We start from the raw sequence: 16,491 nt of genomic DNA, 5'->3' as shown, positions 1-16,491 counted from the left end.
TATGCGGCCCTGATCATTTTCAGCTCTTCACCGTCGCCAGCAGCCGCTCCAGCAGCGCTTCCAGCGTATTGAAGCGTTCCTCGGCGCGCTCCATCGGTACCGAGAAGCGGAACAGTGTGGCGCCCTCAAACTTGTAGCGGTTCGGCGCGCTCTGGATCAGCTTGATCAGCGTCAGCGGATCGACCGGTGTCTCCGCCGCGAATTCGATGCGTCCGCCCTGCGGGCCCGCATCGATCTTCTTGATGCCCAGCCGCTCGGATTGCAGCTTGAGCAGCGTGATGCGCACCAGGTTCTTGGTCGGCTCGGGCAGCAGGCCGAAGCGGTCGATCATCTCCACCTGCAGTTCCTTGAGACCGTCCTCGTCGGTGGCATTGGCGATGCGCTTGTAGAGGATCAGGCGGGCGTGCACGTCCGGCAGGTAGTCCTCGGGGATCAGCGCCGGCACCCGCAGGTTGATTTCCGGCCCGCCGCCCAGGGGCTGGTCGAGATTCGGCTGCTCACCCTTGCGGATCGACTTGACCGCACGTTCGAGCATTTCCATGTACAGGGTGAAGCCGACCGCCTGAATCTGCCCGCTCTGGCCGTCGCCGAGTAACTCGCCGGCGCCGCGGATTTCCAGGTCGTGGGTGGCGAGCACGAAGCCGGCGCCCAGGTCCTGGGCGTTGGCAATGGCCTCCAGGCGCTTCTGCGCATCGTCGGTCATCTGCTTGCGTGGCGGGGTCAGCAGGTAGGCGTAGGCCTGGTGGTGGCTACGGCCAACGCGACCGCGCAACTGGTGCAGCTGGGCCAGGCCGAACTTGTCGGCGCGCTCGATGATGATGGTGTTGGCGCTCGGCACGTCGATGCCGGTCTCGATGATGGTCGAGGCGATCAGCACGTTGAAGCGCTTGTGGTAGAAGTCGCCCATCACCTGTTCCAGCTCGCGCTCGTTCATCTGCCCGTGGCCGATGCCGATGCGTGCTTCGGGCACCAGCTCGGCCAGATCCGCCGCGCATTTCTCGATGGTTTTCACGTCGTTGTGCAGGTAATACACCTGGCCGCCGCGCAGCAGCTCACGCAGCAAGGCTTCCTTGATGGTCGGCTTGTTCTGCTCCATGACGAAGGTGCGCACCGACAGGCGCCGCGCCGGCGGCGTGGCGATGATCGACAGGTCGCGCATGCCCGACACGGCCATGTTCAGGGTGCGCGGGATCGGCGTGGCGGTCAGGGTGAGAATGTCCACCTCGCTGCGCAGGGCCTTGAGGGCTTCCTTCTGGCGCACGCCGAAACGGTGTTCCTCGTCGATGATCACCAGGCCGAGGTTCTTGATCTTGACGTCGTCCTGCAAGAGCTTGTGGGTGCCGATGATGATGTCGATCTTGCCTTCGGCCAGCTGCTCGATGGCGGCGCTGACTTCCTTGGCGCTCTTGAAGCGGCTCATCACCTCGACGGTCACCGGCCAGTCGGCGAAGCGGTCGCGAAAGCTGTTGTAGTGCTGCTGGGCGAGCAGGGTGGTGGGCACCAGAATCGCCACCTGGCGGCCGCCGTGCACGGCGATGAACGCCGCGCGCATGGCCACTTCGGTCTTGCCGAAGCCGACGTCGCCGCACACCAGGCGATCCATCGGCTTGGCGGCGAGCATGTCTTCGCGCACCGCCTCGATGGCGCTCTGCTGGTCCGGCGTCTCCTCGAACGGGAAGCCGGCGCTGAAGGTTTCGTAATCGGCCTTTGGATCGCGGAACGCGTAGCCTTCACGGGCGGCGCGGCGTGCGTAGATGTCGAGCAGCTCGGCGGCGACGTCGCGTACCTGCTCGGCAGCCTTGCGCTTGGCCTTCTGCCAGGTTTCCGATCCCAGCCGGTGCAATGGCGCCAGGGCGTCGTCGCTGCCGGTGTAGCGGGCGATCAGGTGCAGGCTGGCCACCGGCACATAGAGCTTTGCTTCCTCGGCATACATCAGGGCCAGGAACTCGGCGGCCTGGCCGTCGAATTCCATGGTCACCAGGCCCAGGTAACGGCCTACGCCATGGTCGATATGCACCACCGGCGCGCCTTCGCGCAGCTCGGTGAGGTTCTTGATCACGTTGTCGCCGGCATCGCGAGTCTTCTCGCGGCGGCGGCGCTGCATGATGCGCTGGCCGAACAGCGGGCTCTCGGCGATCAGCGCGATGTCTTCGAGCTGCAGACCTTCATCGAGCGGCGCGATGGTGATGCCCAGGCGCTCCTTGCTCGCGCAGAACTGCGGCCAGCCTTCGACTTCCTTGGGCTTGAGCTTGAGGCGGGCAAGCAGTTCGAGCAGCACCTCGCGGCGCCCGGCGGACTCGGCGCAGAACAGCACGCGGCCCGGGTATTCCTCGATGAAACGGCGCAGAGCAGCCAGCGGCTCGCTGGTCTTGGCCTGGATCGCCAGGTCGGGCAGAGCGCTGGCCTCGAAACGGGTGCGGCCGACGCCTGGTTCGATGTCTCCCGGGCTGATCACCACCCGGGGCCAGTCCTTCAGGCGGGCGAAGCAGTCCTCCACTGGCAGGAAGATATCGGCCGGCGGCAGCAGCGGACGCTCAGGGTCGACACGGCGTTCGTCGTAGCGGTTGCGGGCGTCCGTCCAGAACTGCTCGGCGGCCTTCTCGATGCCCGGCAGCGAGAACACCTGGGTGTCCTGGGGCAGGTAGTCGAAGAGGGTGGCGGTTTCCTCGAAGAACAGCGGCAGGTAGTACTCGATGCCCGCCGGGGTGATGCCGGTGGACAGATCCTGGTAGATCGGGCAACGGCGGAAGTCGACATCGAAGCGCTCGCGGAAGCGCCCGCGGAAGTCGGTGACGGCTTTCTTCTCCAACGGAAATTCGCGGGCCGGCAGCAGCTTGATCGATTCGACCTTGTCGATCGAGCGCTGGGTTTCCGGGTCGAAGGTGCGCAGGGTTTCGATCTCGTCATCGAACAGGTCGATACGGAACGGCTGCTTGCTGCCCATGGGATACAGGTCGATCAGCGCGCCGCGCACGGCGAACTCGCCATGTTCGTAGACGGTATCGACATAGCGATAACCCGCCGCCTCCAGGCGTGCGCGCATCTCATCGACATCGATGCGCTGGCCGACGTCCAGCACCAGGCTGCTGCCCAGCAGGAAACGCTTCGGCGGCAGGCGGTGCAGGGCGGTGGTGATCGGCACCACCAGCACGCCATGGCTCAGCGACGGCAGGCGATAGAGTGCCGAGATGCGCTGGGAAATGATGTCCTGGTGCGGCGAGAACAGGTCGTAGGGCAGCGTTTCCCAGTCCGGGAAATGCAGCACGGGCAATTCCGGCGCGAAGAAGCTCAGTTCCTGCTCCAGGCGCTCGGCGCTCTGGCTGTCGGCGGTAAGCAGCAGTGTGAAGCGTTTGGCGGAGCTGGCCGCCTCGGCGATGGCCAGGCTCAGCGCGGCACCGGGCAGGTTGCCCCAGTGTTGTTTACCGGCGGTGGCCGGCAAGGACGGCAGACGCAGTACAGGCACGGGTGGCTCGCGATTGGTAACGATTTGGCCCCCGATTGTAACTATCCGCGAGGATGACTGTCAGTGTTTCGACCGCTGCAGATTGCCGACCCACAGCCGGGTCGTCATAATGTAGCCCCTTTTTTCAGCCCCTACATGTGGAAGGTATTGCCGTGACTCAGAAGCCCGACCAGTGTCTTGGTGAATGGATTGACCGTGAAGCCCTCGCCGAGGCGATGATTCCGCTGATTGGTCAGCTGTACCGCAACAACAACGTGGTGCTGTCGATCCATGGCCGCAGCCTGATCAACCGCTCGGTCATCGAGATTCTCAAGGCGCACCGCTTCGCCCGTCACCGTCAGGCTGACGAGAGCGGCCTGGCCGTGCATGACACCTACGCCGTGCTCAAGGCCATGAGCGAGCTCAAGCTGGGCGCTGCTTCCGTCGATCTGGGCAAGATGGTCGGCAAGTTCAAGGCTGAAGGTAACGGCCGCAGCATCGAGCAGTTCGTCAAGAATGAGCTGGCCGAGGTCGTCAATCAGCAGAACGCTTCGCCGCGCAAGGGCACTGATGTCGTGCTGTACGGTTTCGGCCGTATCGGTCGTCTGCTGGCGCGCATCCTGATCGACCACACCGGTGGTGGCGATGGCCTGCGTCTGCGCGCCATTGTCGTGCGCAAGGGCTCCGAGAACGACCTGGTCAAGCGCGCCAGCCTGCTGCGCCGCGACTCGGTACATGGCAAGTTCAATGGCACCATCACCATTGATGAAGAAAACAGCACCCTGACCGCCAACGGCAACCTGATCCAGGTGATCTACGCCAAGGATCCGTCGGCCATCGACTACACCCAGTACGGCATCAAGGACGCACTGCTGGTCGACAACACCGGCGTATGGCGTGATGCCGAGGGCTTGGGTCAGCACCTCAAGTGCCCGGGCATCGACCGCGTTATCCTCACTGCGCCGGGCAAGGGCGCGCTGAAGAATATCGTGCATGGCATCAACCATGGCGAGATCACCGCCGATGACAAGATCATCTCGGCGGCCTCCTGCACCACCAACGCCATCGTGCCGGTGCTCAAAGCCGTCAATGACCAGTACGGCATCGTCAATGGTCACGTCGAAACCGTTCACTCTTACACCAACGACCAGAACCTGATCGACAACTTCCACAAGGGCAGCCGTCGTGGCCGTAGCGCCGCGCTGAACATGGTCATCACCGAAACCGGTGCGGCTACCGCTGCAGCGAAGGCACTGCCGGTGCTCAAGGGCAAGCTGACCGGCAATGCGATCCGCGTCCCGACGCCGAACGTGTCGATGGCTATTCTCAACCTGAACTTGGAAAAGGCCACCAGCCGCGAAGAAATCAACGAGTACCTGCGCCAGATGGCCATGCACTCGGACCTGCAGAAGCAGATCGATTTCGTCAGCTCCCAGGAAGTGGTTTCCACCGACTTCGTCGGCTCGCGCCACGCCGGTGTGGTAGACGCCGAAGCCACCATCGCCAACGACAACCGCGTCGTGCTGTACGTTTGGTACGACAACGAGTTCGGCTACAGCTGCCAGGTGATCCGTGTGATGGAAGACATGGCCGGGGTCAACCCGCCTGCGTTCCCGCGCTGATCGCAGCGCACCTCGCGACATCAGATGGGAGCCTTCGGGCTCCCATTTTTTTGCCTGCCGTTTTGGTGCAGCCGCTCAATGTCGAAGCCGGAGGGCAGAGTGGTGCGGCGTTATGTCGCTGCTTGGCGAGCCGGCCTGCGTTAAATTCTTGTTGCGTTCTGTAACGGAAATCCGAAAAAAGCCGGCCGCCCGGGTGGCTTCCCGTTGTCGCATAACTCTATAATCCCGGCGATTTCTCTCCCGCGTTCGACATTGATCCACGCCAATAGCGATATTGGGGTGCGTCTTGCTTTGTGACCGAAGGTTTGTCGGGCGTCATTCGAAAATTTATAAGCTCAGTGGTTAGGCAAACCTATGATCAAAATAAAACGTGGGCTCGATTTGCCCATAGCAGGCGCGCCGGCTCAGCAGATCGATACATCGAGACCGGTGCGCAGCGTGGCTGTCATAGGCTTCGATTATCACGGGATGAAGCCCACCATGGCGGTACAGGTGGGCGACCGGGTCAAGCTGGGCCAGGTGTTGTTCTCCGACAAGCGTTCGGAGGGTATCCACTACACCGCGCCAGGCGCTGGTGTGGTCAGCGCGATTCACCGCGGTGAAAAACGCGTGCTGCAGTCGGTGGTCATCGACCTCGATGGCGACGAGCAGGAAACCTTCGCCCAGTATCCGGCCGCCCAGCTGGCTAGCCTCGATGCGGCTCAGGTTCGCGACAATCTGCAGCAGTCTGGTCTATGGACGGCGCTGCGTACCCGCCCGTTCAGCAAGGTGCCAGCCGTCGATGCCGTGCCGAGCTCGATCTTCGTGACCGCCATCGACACCCATCCGCTGGCCGCCGACCCGGCACCAATCATTGCCGAGCATGCTGCCGATTTCGAAAGCGGCCTCAAGGTGCTGGCGCGACTAGGCAAGGTGTTCCTGTGCAAGGCGCCGGGCGTGAGCCTACCAGGCGAACAGGTGGAAGGCGTGCGTAGCGAGGTATTCGCCGGGCCGCACCCGGCCGGATTGCCGGGCACCCACATTCATTTTCTGGATCCGGTCAGTGCCAGCAAGAGCGCCTGGACGATCAACTATCAGGACGTGATCGCCGTCGGCAAGCTGTTCACCACGGGCCAGCTGTGGGTCGAGCGCGTGGTCGCGCTGGCCGGGCCGGTGGTCGAGCGTCCACGCCTGCTGCGCACCCGTCTGGGCGCCAATCTCACCGAACTGACCGCAGGCGAATTGGCGCCGGGCGAGAACCGGGTGATCTCCGGATCGGTACTTGGCGGCCGCACCTCGCGCGGCGCCTGTACCTACCTGGGGCGCTATCACCTGCAGGTGTCGTGCCTGGCCGAAGGCAATGAGCGCGAGATGCTGCATTACCTGCGCGCCGGGGTGAACAAGCACTCGATCCTCAACGTCTTCGTCTCCAAGCTCAATGCTGCCAAGCGCTTCGCGTTCTCCACCAGCACCAATGGCAGCCCGCGCGCCATGGTGCCGGTCGGCAATTATGAAGAAGTGATGCCGCTGGACATCCTGCCCACCCAACTGCTGCGCTCGCTGATCGTCGGTGATACCGAGATGGCCCAGCAGCTCGGCTGCCTGGAGCTGGACGAGGAAGACCTGGCGCTGTGCACCTATGTGTGTGCCGGCAAATACGAATACGGTCCGATCCTGCGCGATTGTCTGACCCTCATCGAGAAGGAGGGCTGAGCGTGAGCGTGCGTGATTTCCTCGACAAGATCGAACACAACTTCGAAAAAGGCGGCAAGTACGAGAAGTGGTACGCCCTCTACGAGGCCGTGGACACTTTCTTCTATCGCCCCGGCAGCGTGACCAAGAGCACCGCTCACGTGCGTGACGGCATCGACCTCAAGCGCATCATGATCACCGTGTGGGCCTGTACCTTCCCGGCGATGTTCTTCGGCATGTGGAACACCGGCTACCAGGCCAACCTGGTGTACGCGCAGAGCCCTGACCTGCTGGCTGCTCAAGAAGGCTGGCGCTTCGCATTGATCGGTGCGCTGGGCGGCTTCGACCCGAGCAGCCTGTGGGACAACTTCATTCAGGGCGCGGCGTACTTCCTGCCCGTGTATTTGACGGCGTTCATCGTCGGCGGATTCTGGGAAGTGCTGTTCGCCTCCATCCGCCGGCACGAGGTCAACGAAGGCTTCTTCGTCACCTCCGTGCTGTTCGCGCTGATCCTGCCGCCGAGCATTCCGCTCTGGCAGGTCGCGCTGGGCATCAGCTTCGGCGTGGTGATCGGCAAGGAAGTGTTTGGCGGTACCGGCAAGAACTTCCTCAACCCGGCTCTGGTCGGCCGCGCTTTCCTGTTCTTCGCCTACCCGGCGCAGATTTCCGGTGACGGCGTATGGACTGCGGTAGATGGTTACGCGGGGGCCACGGCGCTGGCCACCATCGGCGGCAGCGGTGTTGATGGTCTGATCAACGACGGCCTGACCTGGACTGATGCCTTCATCGGCCTGATGCCAGGCTCGATCGGCGAGACCGGCACCCTGGCGATTCTGCTCGGCGGCGCGGTATTGCTGATCACCAAGATTGCCTCCTGGCGCATCGTCAGCGGCGTGATGATCGGCATGATTGCTACCGCCACGCTGTTCAACGCAATCGCTTCGGACAACAACCCGCTGTTCGCCATGCCCTGGTACTGGCATCTGGTCACCGGGGGCTTCGCCTTCGGCATGATCTTCATGGCCACCGACCCGGTGTCGGCCTCCATGACCAATACCGGCAAGTGGATCTTCGGCATCCTCATCGGCCTGTTGGTGACCATCATCCGCGTGGTCAACCCGGCGTTCCCGGAAGGCATGATGCTGGCGATCCTGTTCGGCAACCTGTGTGCGCCCCTGATCGACCACTATGTGGTGCGGGCCAACGTCAAGCGGAGGCTGGCACGTAATGTCTAAGTTGAAAGAAACACCCGTCCGCACCCTGGTAGTGGCATTGGTCATGTGCCTGGTGTGTTCCATCGCCGTATCGGCGGCGGCGCTGATCCTGCGGCCGGCCCAGCAGGAAAACGCATTGGTCGACCGTCAGCGTGCCGTGCTGGAGATTGCCGAACTGTGGAAGCCCGGCATGTCCAGCGACGAAGTGCGTGAAGTGTTCGCCTCGCGCGTGACGCCGCGCCTGGTCGACCTGCGTACCGGTGAGTACAGCGACGCCTTCGACCCCCATACCTTCGATCAGAACAAGTCGGTTGCCGATGGCTCGCTGGCCAGCCAGATCCCGGAGGACAAGGACATCGCGTCGATCCGCCGTCTGGAACACTACGCAGTGGTCTATCAGATCGAGCAGAACGGCGATCTCGAGCGTCTGGTGCTGCCGGTGCGGGGTTATGGCCTGTGGTCGACCATGTACGGTTTCGTTGCACTGCAGAGCGATCTGGAAACGGTTGCCGGTATCGGCTTCTATCAGCACGGCGAAACGCCGGGCCTGGGTGGCGAGATCGATAATCCCAACTGGCAGGCCAAGTGGGTTGGCAAGAAGGTTTACCAGGATGGAGAGCCGACCCTGCGCGTGATCAAGGGCAGCGTCAACCCGCAGAGCCCGCAGGCTGATTACCAGGTCGACGCCATTGCTGGCGCGACGCTGACCGGTAACGGCGTGACTCACATGATTCACTTCTGGCTCGGCGAGGACGGCTTCGCGCCGTTTCTCAAGAAGCTGTCCGCAGGGGAGGCTTGATCCATGTCCAAACCCACCATGAAAGAGTTGCTGCTCGATCCGATTCTCAACAAGAACCCGATCGGGCTGCAGATTCTCGGTATCTGTTCGGCACTTGCAGTCACCTCCAGCCTCAGCACCGCCCTGGTGTTGTCGGTGGCCTTGACGCTGGTAACCGGTTTTTCCGGTTTCTTCATCGCCCTGGTCCGCAACCAGATTCCAAGCTCGATTCGCATGATCGCCCAGGTGGTGATCATTGCTTCGCTAGTCATCGTGGTCGATCAGTTCCTCAAAGCCTACGCCTACAGCCTGAGTCAGCGGTTGTCGGTGTTCGTCGGCCTGATCATCACCAATTGCATCGTCATGGGCCGCGCCGAAGCCTTCGCCATGTCCAACCCGCCGGTGGCCTCGTTCGTCGACGGCATCGGCAATGGTCTTGGTTACAGCGCCATGCTGGTGGCACTGGGCGTGGTGCGTGAACTGTTCGGCGCCGGCTCGCTCTTGGGCGTGGAAATCATGCATACCGTCAACAATGGCGGCTGGTACCAGCCCAATGGCTTGTTGCTGCTGCCGCCGTCGGCGTTCTTCCTGATCGGTCTGTTCATCTGGGCACTGCGTAGCTACAAGAAGGAGCAGGTCGAGAAGGTCGAGTACCGCATGGCGCCGCAGGTGAAGAACGAGGAGGCTTACTGATATGGAACATTACATCAGCCTGTTCGTCCGCGCGGTGTTCATCGAGAACATGGCGCTGGCGTTCTTCCTGGGCATGTGCACCTTCCTGGCGATTTCCAAGAAGGTCGAAACGTCCCTGATGCTTGGCCTGACGGTCATCGTGGTGATGATCATCACCGTGCCGCTCAACAACCTACTCTACGTCTACCTGCTCAAGGAAGGCGCGCTGAGCTGGGCCGGCATGCCGGATACCGACCTGAGCTTCCTCGGCCTGATCTGCTACATCGGCCTGATCGCCGCGGTGGTACAGATCATGGAGATGGTGCTCGACAAGTACCTGCCCGCGCTCTACAACGCGCTCGGTATCTTCCTGCCGCTGATCACCGTGCACTGTGCCATCTTCGGCGGCACGCTCTTCATGGTCGAGCGCGACTACAACTTCACCGAGAGCGTGGTCTATGGTGCCGGTGCCGGGGTGTCCTGGGCGCTGGCGATCGTACTGCTGGCCGCTATCCGCGAGAAGCTCAAGTACAGCGATCCACCCGCCGGTCTGCGCGGTCTGGGCCTGACCTTTATCACCGTTGGCCTGATGTCGCTGGGCTTCATGTCGTTCTCCGGCGTACAGCTGTAAGGGGTTGCCGATGGCTTTTGAAATTCTGGTAGCAGTCTCCATGTTCACCGGGGTCATCGTGGCACTGGTCGCCGTGATCCTCATGGCGCGTGCGCGTCTGGTTTCTGGCGGCGACGTGAACATCGAGATCAATGGTGAGCGCACCATCACCGTTCCGGCTGGCGGCAAGCTGCTGCAGACCCTGGCCGAGAATGACATCTTCCTGTCGTCGGCCTGTGGCGGCGGTGGTACCTGTGCGCAGTGCAAGTGCATCGTGGAAAGCGGCGGCGGCGAGATGCTGTCCACCGAGGAGTCGCACTTCAACAAGCGCGAGGCCCGCGAGGGCTGGCGTCTGTCCTGCCAGACCCCGGTCAAGCAGGACATGAAGATCGAAGTGCCCGAAGAAGTTTTCGGCGTGAAGAAGTGGGAATGCACGGTCGAGTCCAACCCGAACGTGGCCACCTTCATCAAGGAGTTGACCCTTAAGTTGCCGGAAGGCGAGAACGTCGACTTCCGTGCTGGCGGCTACGTACAGCTGGAGTGCCCGCCGCACACCGTGCACTACAAGGACTTCGACATCCAGGAGGAGTACCGCGGCGACTGGGACAAATTCAACCAGTGGAAGTACGTGTCCAAGGTCGACGAGACGGTGATCCGAGCCTACTCCATGGCCAACTATCCCGAAGAAGTCGGCCTGGTGAAATTCAACATCCGTATTGCCTCGCCACCGCCGGGCAAGGACCATCTGCCGCCGGGCAAGATGTCGTCCTGGGTGTTCAGCCTCAAGCCGGGTGACAAGGTCACCGTGTACGGTCCGTTCGGTGAATTCTTCGCCAAGGACACTGATGCCGAGATGGTCTTCATCGGCGGCGGTGCCGGCATGGCGCCGATGCGTTCGCACATCTTCGACCAGCTTAAGCGCCTGAAATCCAAGCGCAAGATCAGCTTCTGGTACGGTGCGCGCTCGATGCGCGAGGCCTTCTATACCGAAGAGTACGATCAGCTGCAGGCGGAGAACCCCAACTTCGAGTGGCACTTGGCGCTGTCCGACCCGCAGCCGGAAGACAACTGGACGGGGCTCAAGGGCTTCATTCACAACGTGCTCTACGAAAACTACCTCAAGGATCATCCGGCGCCCGAGGATTGCGAGTTCTACATGTGCGGCCCGCCCATGATGAACGCTGCCGTGATCAAGATGCTCACCGACCTGGGTGTCGAACAGGACAACATCCTGCTCGACGATTTCGGCGGATGATTGCAGCCGCTCTGAAACAGCCCGCCCTTGTCGTAGCCCTGGCTACGACATTGGTGGGCTGCGGTTTTTCCGAGACAGTTGAGGAGTTCGGTGGCCCGGCGCAGGGCAGCACCTATTCGGTGAAGTATGTCAGCGGCAAGGGCATGCCGGACAAGGCATCGCTGAAGGCCGATGTGGAGGCGATCTTCGCCGAAATCGACGAGCAGATGTCCACCTACCGCGACGATTCGCTGATCGAACAGTTCAACCGCGCACCTGCTGGCACCTGCATGCCGATGCCAGCAGGCGTGTTGCAACTGGTCGAGACCGGCAATGCACTGCATCGCGACAGCGGTGGGGCGTTCGACCTGACCGTGGAGCCGCTACTTAATCTGTGGGGCTTCGGCCCCCATGGAAGTGGCGAGCGCCAGGTGCCGGACGCCGAGGCGTTGAAGGACGTTCGTGCACGTGTTGGTCAGGATCATCTGCATATCGACGGCGATCGGCTGTGCAAGGACATCGACCTGCAGGTCGACTTCAACAGCATCGCGGCCGGCTATACGGTTGACCGAATCATCGCCAAGCTGGTCGAACGTGGGGTGAGCAGTTACCTGGTCGAAGCCACCGGTGAGCTCAAGGCGGTAGGGCGCAAGCCCGATGGTCAGCCATGGCGCATCGCTCTCGAGGCGCCGCGCGATGATCAGCGTGCCATCCAGCGCGTACTCGAATTGGACGGCTATGGCATCTCCACCTCCGGTGACTACCGCAACTATTTCGAGGAGCAGGGCGTACGTTACTCCCACACCCTCGACCCACTGACCGCTGCGCCTATTCAGCACAACCTGGCGGCGGTTACCGTGGCGGCACCCACCGCGCTGATGGCCGATGGGCTGTCCACCATGCTGCTGGTGCTTGGCCCGGAAAAGGGCTGGGAATATGCCGAGCGCGAGGGCATCGCGGCGTTCTTCGTGACCCGTGAGGGTGACGGATTCGTCACACGCAGTACCGCCACTTTCGAGCAGCTGTTCGCTGCGGGAGGCAAACAATGACATTCGTGATGGTTTTTCTGATCATGCTCACCGTCGTCGGTCTGATGGCCGTTGGGGTGATGATGGGCCGCAAGCCCATCGCCGGCTCCTGTGGCGGTATCGCCAACTTGGGCATCGAGAAGAAATGCTCGATCTGCGGCGATGACCGCGAGAAATGCCCGGAGGTATCGGGTGAGGGCAGCAGCCAATCCAGCGTGCAAACCTACGACGCCAGCAAGCGCTGATCGCCAAGCGCTGCATAGGACGTTACCCTATGCAACGTTTTGCATGATGTTGCGTACCAGGCCACCCGTTCGGCCTGGTTCTGTCGATAACGCGCAATAAGCGTTACGGCGTGATCAGAGGAGTGAACATGGCGGTCTACAACTACGATGTCGTGGTATTGGGTTCCGGCCCGGCGGGTGAAGGGGCGGCGATGAACGCGGCCAAGGCCGGTCGCAAGGTGGCGGTGGTCGATGACCGCCGTGAAGTGGGCGGCAACTGCACCCACCTGGGCACCATCCCGTCCAAGGCGCTGCGCCACTCGGTGCGGCAGATCATGCAGTTCAACACCAACCCCATGTTCCGCCAGATCGGCGAGCCGCGCTGGTTCTCCTTCCCTGACGTGCTGAAAAGCGCCGAGCGGGTGATCGCCAAGCAGGTCACCTCGCGCACCGGTTACTACGCGCGCAACCGCATCGATGTGTTCTTCGGCACCGGTAGCTTCGCCGACGAGCAGACCATCGAAGTGGTCTGCCCCAATGGCGTAGTGGAAACCCTGTCGGCCAAGCAGGTGATCATCGCCACCGGCTCGCGCCCGTACCGCCCGGCTGACGTCGACTTCAACCATCCACGCGTCTACGACAGCGACACCATCCTCACTCTCAGCCACACCCCGCGTCGTCTGATCATCTACGGCGCCGGCGTGATCGGCAGCGAGTATGCCTCGATCTTCAGCGGCCTGGGCGTGCTGGTCGACCTGATCGACAACCGCGATCAGTTGCTGAGCTTCCTCGACTCGGAAATCTCCGACGCCCTGAGCTATCACCTGCGCACCAACAACGTGCTGATTCGTCACAACGAGGAGTACGAGCGCATCGAGGGCCTGGACAACGGGGTGATCCTGCACCTGAAATCCGGCAAGAAGATCAAGGCCGATGCGCTGCTGTGGTGTAACGGCCGTACCGGCAACACTGACAAGCTGGGCCTGGAAAACATCGGTATCAACGTCAACAGCCGTGGCCAGGTGCAGGTCGACGAGTACTACCGTACCGAAGTCCCGAACATCTATGCCGCCGGTGACGTGATCGGTTGGCCGAGCCTGGCCAGTGCCGCCGCCGACCAGGGCCGTTCGGCCGCTGGCAGCATCGTCGACAACGGCAGCTGGCGGATCGTCGACGACATCCCGACCGGCATCTACACCATTCCCGAGATCAGCTCGATCGGCAAGAACGAGCACGAGCTTACCAAGGCGAAGATTCCGTACGAAGTCGGCAAGGCGTTCTTCAAGAGCATGGCGCGGGCGCAGATCTCCCACGAGCCGGTGGGCATGCTGAAGATCCTCTTCCACCGCGAAACCCTGGAAGTGCTCGGCGTGCACTGCTTCGGCTACCAGGCTTCGGAGATCGTGCACATCGGCCAGGCGATCATGAACCAGAAGGGCGAGGCGAATACCCTCAAGTATTTCGTCAACACCACCTTCAACTACCCGACCATGGCCGAGGCCTACCGGGTGGCGGCGTTCGACGGGCTCAACCGGCTTTTTTGAGCGGCTCCGGCCGGCGGCCTGAGCCGGTCGGGGATCCGTTCGCCGACTCCCGCAACTGGCGCTGGCCAAACCGCGAGAGCGTCTGAGCAGGCCAGAAAACCGATCCCTGGTGGATCGGTTTTTTTATGGGCGGGCCTTTCAGGTTTTCAAGCGCGGTTTTTGATGGCTGCGGTTACGTGCTCAATGAGCAGTGCCAGCGCTACGTCTGTCGACAGCTGCGCGGTATCGACGGTCAGTGGCGCCTGCGTCCAGGATTCGTACTCGTGGGCCGTGACTGACCGCCAGTCCGGTAACACCAGCCCCGGTACGTCGCTGATTCGTGATTCCACGCGTTGGCGATGTCGATCAAGATCGGAACAGATGATCTGCACGTTCAACAATGGGCATCCCGCTTTTGCGGCTGTATCAGCCCAGGCCTGGCGGCTTTCCGCGACGGGATTGACGCAGTCGGCGATCACCCGGCGTCCCATCTTGAGGTTATCCAGCGCCATGGCGTTGGCCACCTGATAACCGCTGCTGCCGACCTCCCGTCTGAGGGTGCCGCTATTGCGTAGCGCCTGTTCGATGCTGTCGATACGCAGGTAAACGGCTTCAAGTTGGGTGGCCAGGGCTTTGGCGAGCGTGGTCTTGCCGGTGCCGGGCAGGCCGCTGAAGACGATCAGCATGTTCTGTCCTTTAAATCCTGAGCGGCACCCAGGCTTATTTGGGAACGGGCCATGCCCGTGATTTCGCGCGCATGGCGCGCTCCCACATGTTGATAACGTGCCTAACCGCGCAACGTACTGACGGCGATACCCGGGAAGTCGGTGATGATGCTGTCCGCGCCGAAGTCTGCGAGGCGGCGCATCAGGGCGGGTTCGTTGACCGTCCATACCGACACATGGAGGCCGGCTTTTTGCGCCTTGAGCAGGCGTTCCGGGGTGCACAGCGTCCAGTTCAGGGCCAGCAGATCGCAGCCGTAGTTGCGTGCCACCTTGATCGGGTCCAGCCAGGCGTATTCGGCTACCAGACCGCGGCCCAGGTGCGGCGTCAGGCGCTGGGCGGCGCTGAGCACTTCGCGGGAGCTGGAGGTGATGGTGATCTTGTCATCCAGGCCGAAGCGGCGGCTGAGCAGGGCGATGGCTTCCACGGTGCGCGCGGCACGTACTTTGGAGGCGCTCTTGACCTCCAACTGCCAGTGCTCGAAATCGCATTGCTCGAACAGTTCGCTCAGCCGGGGAATGGGGCAGGGGTGACGCCAGCCAGGGCCGCCACGGCGGGCGTCGTAGTGCACCAGTTCGGCGGCGTCGTGCTCGACCACCTTGCCGCGCTGGCCGGTGGTGCGCTTGAGCGTCGGGTCGTGGATGACCATCAGCTCGCCGTCACGCGACAGGTGCAGGTCCAATTCGCAGCGGCGCACGCCGTGCTCCAGGCACTGCTGAAAACTGACCAGGGTATTTTCCGGGGCTTCGCCCTTGGCGCCGCGATGGCCGTAGATCAGGGTCACGGTTGCTCCTTACTCGGTGGCGGTGGTGCGCGGTTGCAGGTGGCGCACGCTGTCGATCACATGATCGTATTCGAAATAGACGCTGAATTCGCGGTAGTCCCAGCGGGTGATCGGCGGCTTGCCGACTGCGGGGTGTTCTTCATCGGCGAGGCCGAAGCGCTCCAGCACCGAGCGCTTGGACTGGCCCTTTTGCGGCACCTCGGTCAGGTCCGCGCCTTGCTGGCCGATGGGAATCGTCAGGGTGTCAGCCTGGGCTGCCAGGGGCAGCAACAGGACCAGCGAAAGCAGCAGCCGGGAAGGGTTCACGTGAGCTCCTCGCGGGCCTGGCGGCGCTCCTGCGCCTGACGCTGCAGGATATGCCGGGCCAGCAACTGGCGCTGTGCGTCAGTCAGCGCTTCGAACTCGGCGCCGATCTCGAATTGGCCGTCGCGCTCGTTGCAATGTACGACCTTGGCGCGTAGCAACAGGCCCAGCGCCTGGGGCATCAGCACCATCTTCATGGCCACATGGCTGTCGACCGCCACCGGTTGCGGGTTGAGGAAACTGATACCGCCTTCGGATAGCGTAACGCGCTTCGGCGGGCCGATATCGCGCAGCAGGCTCTGGGCCATGGCCTGGCCGAGCAGGTCGATGCGTTTGTTGACCACCTTGAGGTAGCCCGCCAGGGTACGGTCGCGCTCGCTGATGTTGCGCAGCAGGTGTTGGGATTCGAAATCCAGCACATGTAGTTCGCTGAGCAGATTAAACAGCGGCGAGGCGTCGTGAAGCTCGTCACTGGCCAGGGCTTCGGCGCCAGCCAACGGGGTGAAATCCAGTGCGATCGTGTCCTCGATACGGTAGTATTCGCGGCGATCGTTTTCGTCTTGAATCGACATGGCGAACCCATGGCAGCAGTGGTGGTCAGAGTGTAAGGCCGCTCGCCAGGCCCCGCCACAAGGACGTTTCTCTTTCCCTCGAACAAGCGCC

Annotated in this window: 15 protein-coding genes; 10 read left to right on the top strand and 5 right to left on the bottom strand. The window is 62.4% G+C overall.

From position 1 onward, the window contains the following. Positions 1–19: 19 nt before the first annotated feature. Complete coding sequence (mfd, locus tag BM279_RS05705) at positions 20–3,463, bottom strand: transcription-repair coupling factor (protein WP_093501794.1); 3,444 nt, start codon at positions 3,461–3,463, stop codon at positions 20–22. 152 nt (positions 3,464–3,615) lie between these two features. On the opposite strand from mfd, the gene BM279_RS05700 reads away from it, so the two are divergent. From BM279_RS05700 to sthA, 10 genes are all read left to right on the top strand, one after another. Further along, a complete protein-coding gene (locus tag BM279_RS05700; RefSeq protein WP_093501792.1) occupies positions 3,616–5,064 on the top strand; it encodes a glyceraldehyde-3-phosphate dehydrogenase in 1,449 nt (482 codons plus the stop codon). A gap of 354 nt (positions 5,065–5,418) precedes the next feature. Further along, a complete protein-coding gene (locus BM279_RS05695) occupies positions 5,419–6,756 on the top strand; it encodes a Na(+)-translocating NADH-quinone reductase subunit A (protein ID WP_093501790.1) in 1,338 nt (445 codons plus the stop codon). Between the two features lie 2 nt (positions 6,757–6,758). Then, positions 6,759–7,970 (top strand): NADH:ubiquinone reductase (Na(+)-transporting) subunit B, encoded by a 1,212-nt coding sequence (locus BM279_RS05690; RefSeq protein ID WP_093501788.1) that lies wholly within the window; start codon positions 6,759–6,761, stop codon positions 7,968–7,970. Further along, on the top strand, positions 7,963–8,748 hold the full coding sequence (locus BM279_RS05685; RefSeq protein WP_093501786.1) for a Na(+)-translocating NADH-quinone reductase subunit C: 786 nt from the start codon (positions 7,963–7,965) through the stop codon (positions 8,746–8,748). Before BM279_RS05690 ends, BM279_RS05685 begins: the two co-directional genes overlap by 8 nt. A 3-nt stretch (positions 8,749–8,751) precedes the next feature. Next, positions 8,752–9,420, top strand: coding sequence for an NADH:ubiquinone reductase (Na(+)-transporting) subunit D (locus BM279_RS05680; protein WP_013791994.1), 669 nt, complete (start codon positions 8,752–8,754; stop codon positions 9,418–9,420). A gap of 1 nt (position 9,421) precedes the next feature. Next, complete coding sequence (gene nqrE, locus BM279_RS05675) at positions 9,422–10,030, top strand: NADH:ubiquinone reductase (Na(+)-transporting) subunit E (protein WP_093501784.1); 609 nt, start codon at positions 9,422–9,424, stop codon at positions 10,028–10,030. 10 nt (positions 10,031–10,040) lie between these two features. Beyond that, positions 10,041–11,264, top strand: a complete 1,224-nt coding sequence (gene nqrF / locus BM279_RS05670; protein WP_013791992.1) for an NADH:ubiquinone reductase (Na(+)-transporting) subunit F — start codon at positions 10,041–10,043, stop codon at positions 11,262–11,264. Then, positions 11,261–12,292 (top strand): FAD:protein FMN transferase, encoded by a 1,032-nt coding sequence (locus BM279_RS05665; protein WP_093501782.1) that lies wholly within the window; start codon positions 11,261–11,263, stop codon positions 12,290–12,292. Before nqrF ends, BM279_RS05665 begins: the two co-directional genes overlap by 4 nt. Beyond that, a complete protein-coding gene (gene nqrM, locus BM279_RS05660; RefSeq protein ID WP_093501780.1) occupies positions 12,289–12,516 on the top strand; it encodes a (Na+)-NQR maturation NqrM in 228 nt (75 codons plus the stop codon). The genes BM279_RS05665 and nqrM overlap by 4 nt, the downstream gene beginning before the upstream one ends. 128 nt (positions 12,517–12,644) lie before the next feature. Then, complete coding sequence (sthA, locus tag BM279_RS05655; RefSeq protein WP_075929404.1) at positions 12,645–14,039, top strand: Si-specific NAD(P)(+) transhydrogenase; 1,395 nt, start codon at positions 12,645–12,647, stop codon at positions 14,037–14,039. Positions 14,040–14,185: 146 nt separating this feature from the next. On the opposite strand, the gene BM279_RS05650 is transcribed toward sthA, so the two are convergent. The 4 genes from BM279_RS05650 to BM279_RS05635 form a co-directional block, all read right to left on the bottom strand. After that, positions 14,186–14,704 carry a P-loop nucleotide/nucleoside kinase family protein gene (locus tag BM279_RS05650; RefSeq protein WP_093501778.1) on the bottom strand — a complete coding sequence of 173 codons (519 nt, stop codon included), beginning with the start codon at positions 14,702–14,704 and terminating at the stop codon, positions 14,186–14,188. Positions 14,705–14,805: 101 nt separating this feature from the next. Then, entirely contained in the window at positions 14,806–15,525 is a 720-nt protein-coding gene (locus tag BM279_RS05645; RefSeq protein WP_093501775.1) for a glycerophosphodiester phosphodiesterase, read from the bottom strand. Positions 15,526–15,534: 9 nt separating this feature from the next. After that, positions 15,535–15,831, bottom strand: coding sequence for a phosphodiesterase (locus BM279_RS05640; protein ID WP_093501773.1), 297 nt, complete (start codon positions 15,829–15,831; stop codon positions 15,535–15,537). Next, positions 15,828–16,400 (bottom strand): PilZ domain-containing protein, encoded by a 573-nt coding sequence (locus BM279_RS05635; protein ID WP_093501771.1) that lies wholly within the window; start codon positions 16,398–16,400, stop codon positions 15,828–15,830. The genes BM279_RS05640 and BM279_RS05635 overlap by 4 nt, the downstream gene beginning before the upstream one ends. Positions 16,401–16,491 lie beyond the last annotated feature (91 nt).

The organism is Phytopseudomonas straminea (assembly GCF_900112645.1).
In the GTDB taxonomy this organism is placed as follows: Bacteria; Pseudomonadota; Gammaproteobacteria; order Pseudomonadales; family Pseudomonadaceae; genus Aquipseudomonas; species Aquipseudomonas straminea.
Note: the sequence above shows the minus strand (reverse complement) of the source record. Positions and strands in the feature narration are given on the sequence as shown.

What these genes read in the sequence shown, in the direction of transcription:
- nqrE (WP_093501784.1), top strand. Translation starts at nt 9,422, where the DNA reads ATGGAACATTACATCAGCCTGTTCGTCCGCGCGGTGTTCATCGAGAAC.
- BM279_RS05680 (WP_013791994.1), top strand. Translation starts at nt 8,752, where the DNA reads ATGTCCAAACCCACCATGAAAGAGTTGCTGCTCGATCCGATTCTCAAC.
- BM279_RS05685 (WP_093501786.1), top strand. Translation starts at nt 7,963, where the DNA reads ATGTCTAAGTTGAAAGAAACACCCGTCCGCACCCTGGTAGTGGCATTG.
- nqrF (WP_013791992.1), top strand. Translation starts at nt 10,041, where the DNA reads ATGGCTTTTGAAATTCTGGTAGCAGTCTCCATGTTCACCGGGGTCATC.
- BM279_RS05665 (WP_093501782.1), top strand. Translation starts at nt 11,261, where the DNA reads ATGATTGCAGCCGCTCTGAAACAGCCCGCCCTTGTCGTAGCCCTGGCT.
- BM279_RS05635 (WP_093501771.1), bottom strand. Translation starts at nt 16,400, where the DNA reads ATGTCGATTCAAGACGAAAACGATCGCCGCGAATACTACCGTATCGAG.
- BM279_RS05695 (WP_093501790.1), top strand. Translation starts at nt 5,419, where the DNA reads ATGATCAAAATAAAACGTGGGCTCGATTTGCCCATAGCAGGCGCGCCG.
- nqrM (WP_093501780.1), top strand. Translation starts at nt 12,289, where the DNA reads ATGACATTCGTGATGGTTTTTCTGATCATGCTCACCGTCGTCGGTCTG.
- BM279_RS05650 (WP_093501778.1), bottom strand. Translation starts at nt 14,704, where the DNA reads ATGCTGATCGTCTTCAGCGGCCTGCCCGGCACCGGCAAGACCACGCTC.
- sthA (WP_075929404.1), top strand. Translation starts at nt 12,645, where the DNA reads ATGGCGGTCTACAACTACGATGTCGTGGTATTGGGTTCCGGCCCGGCG.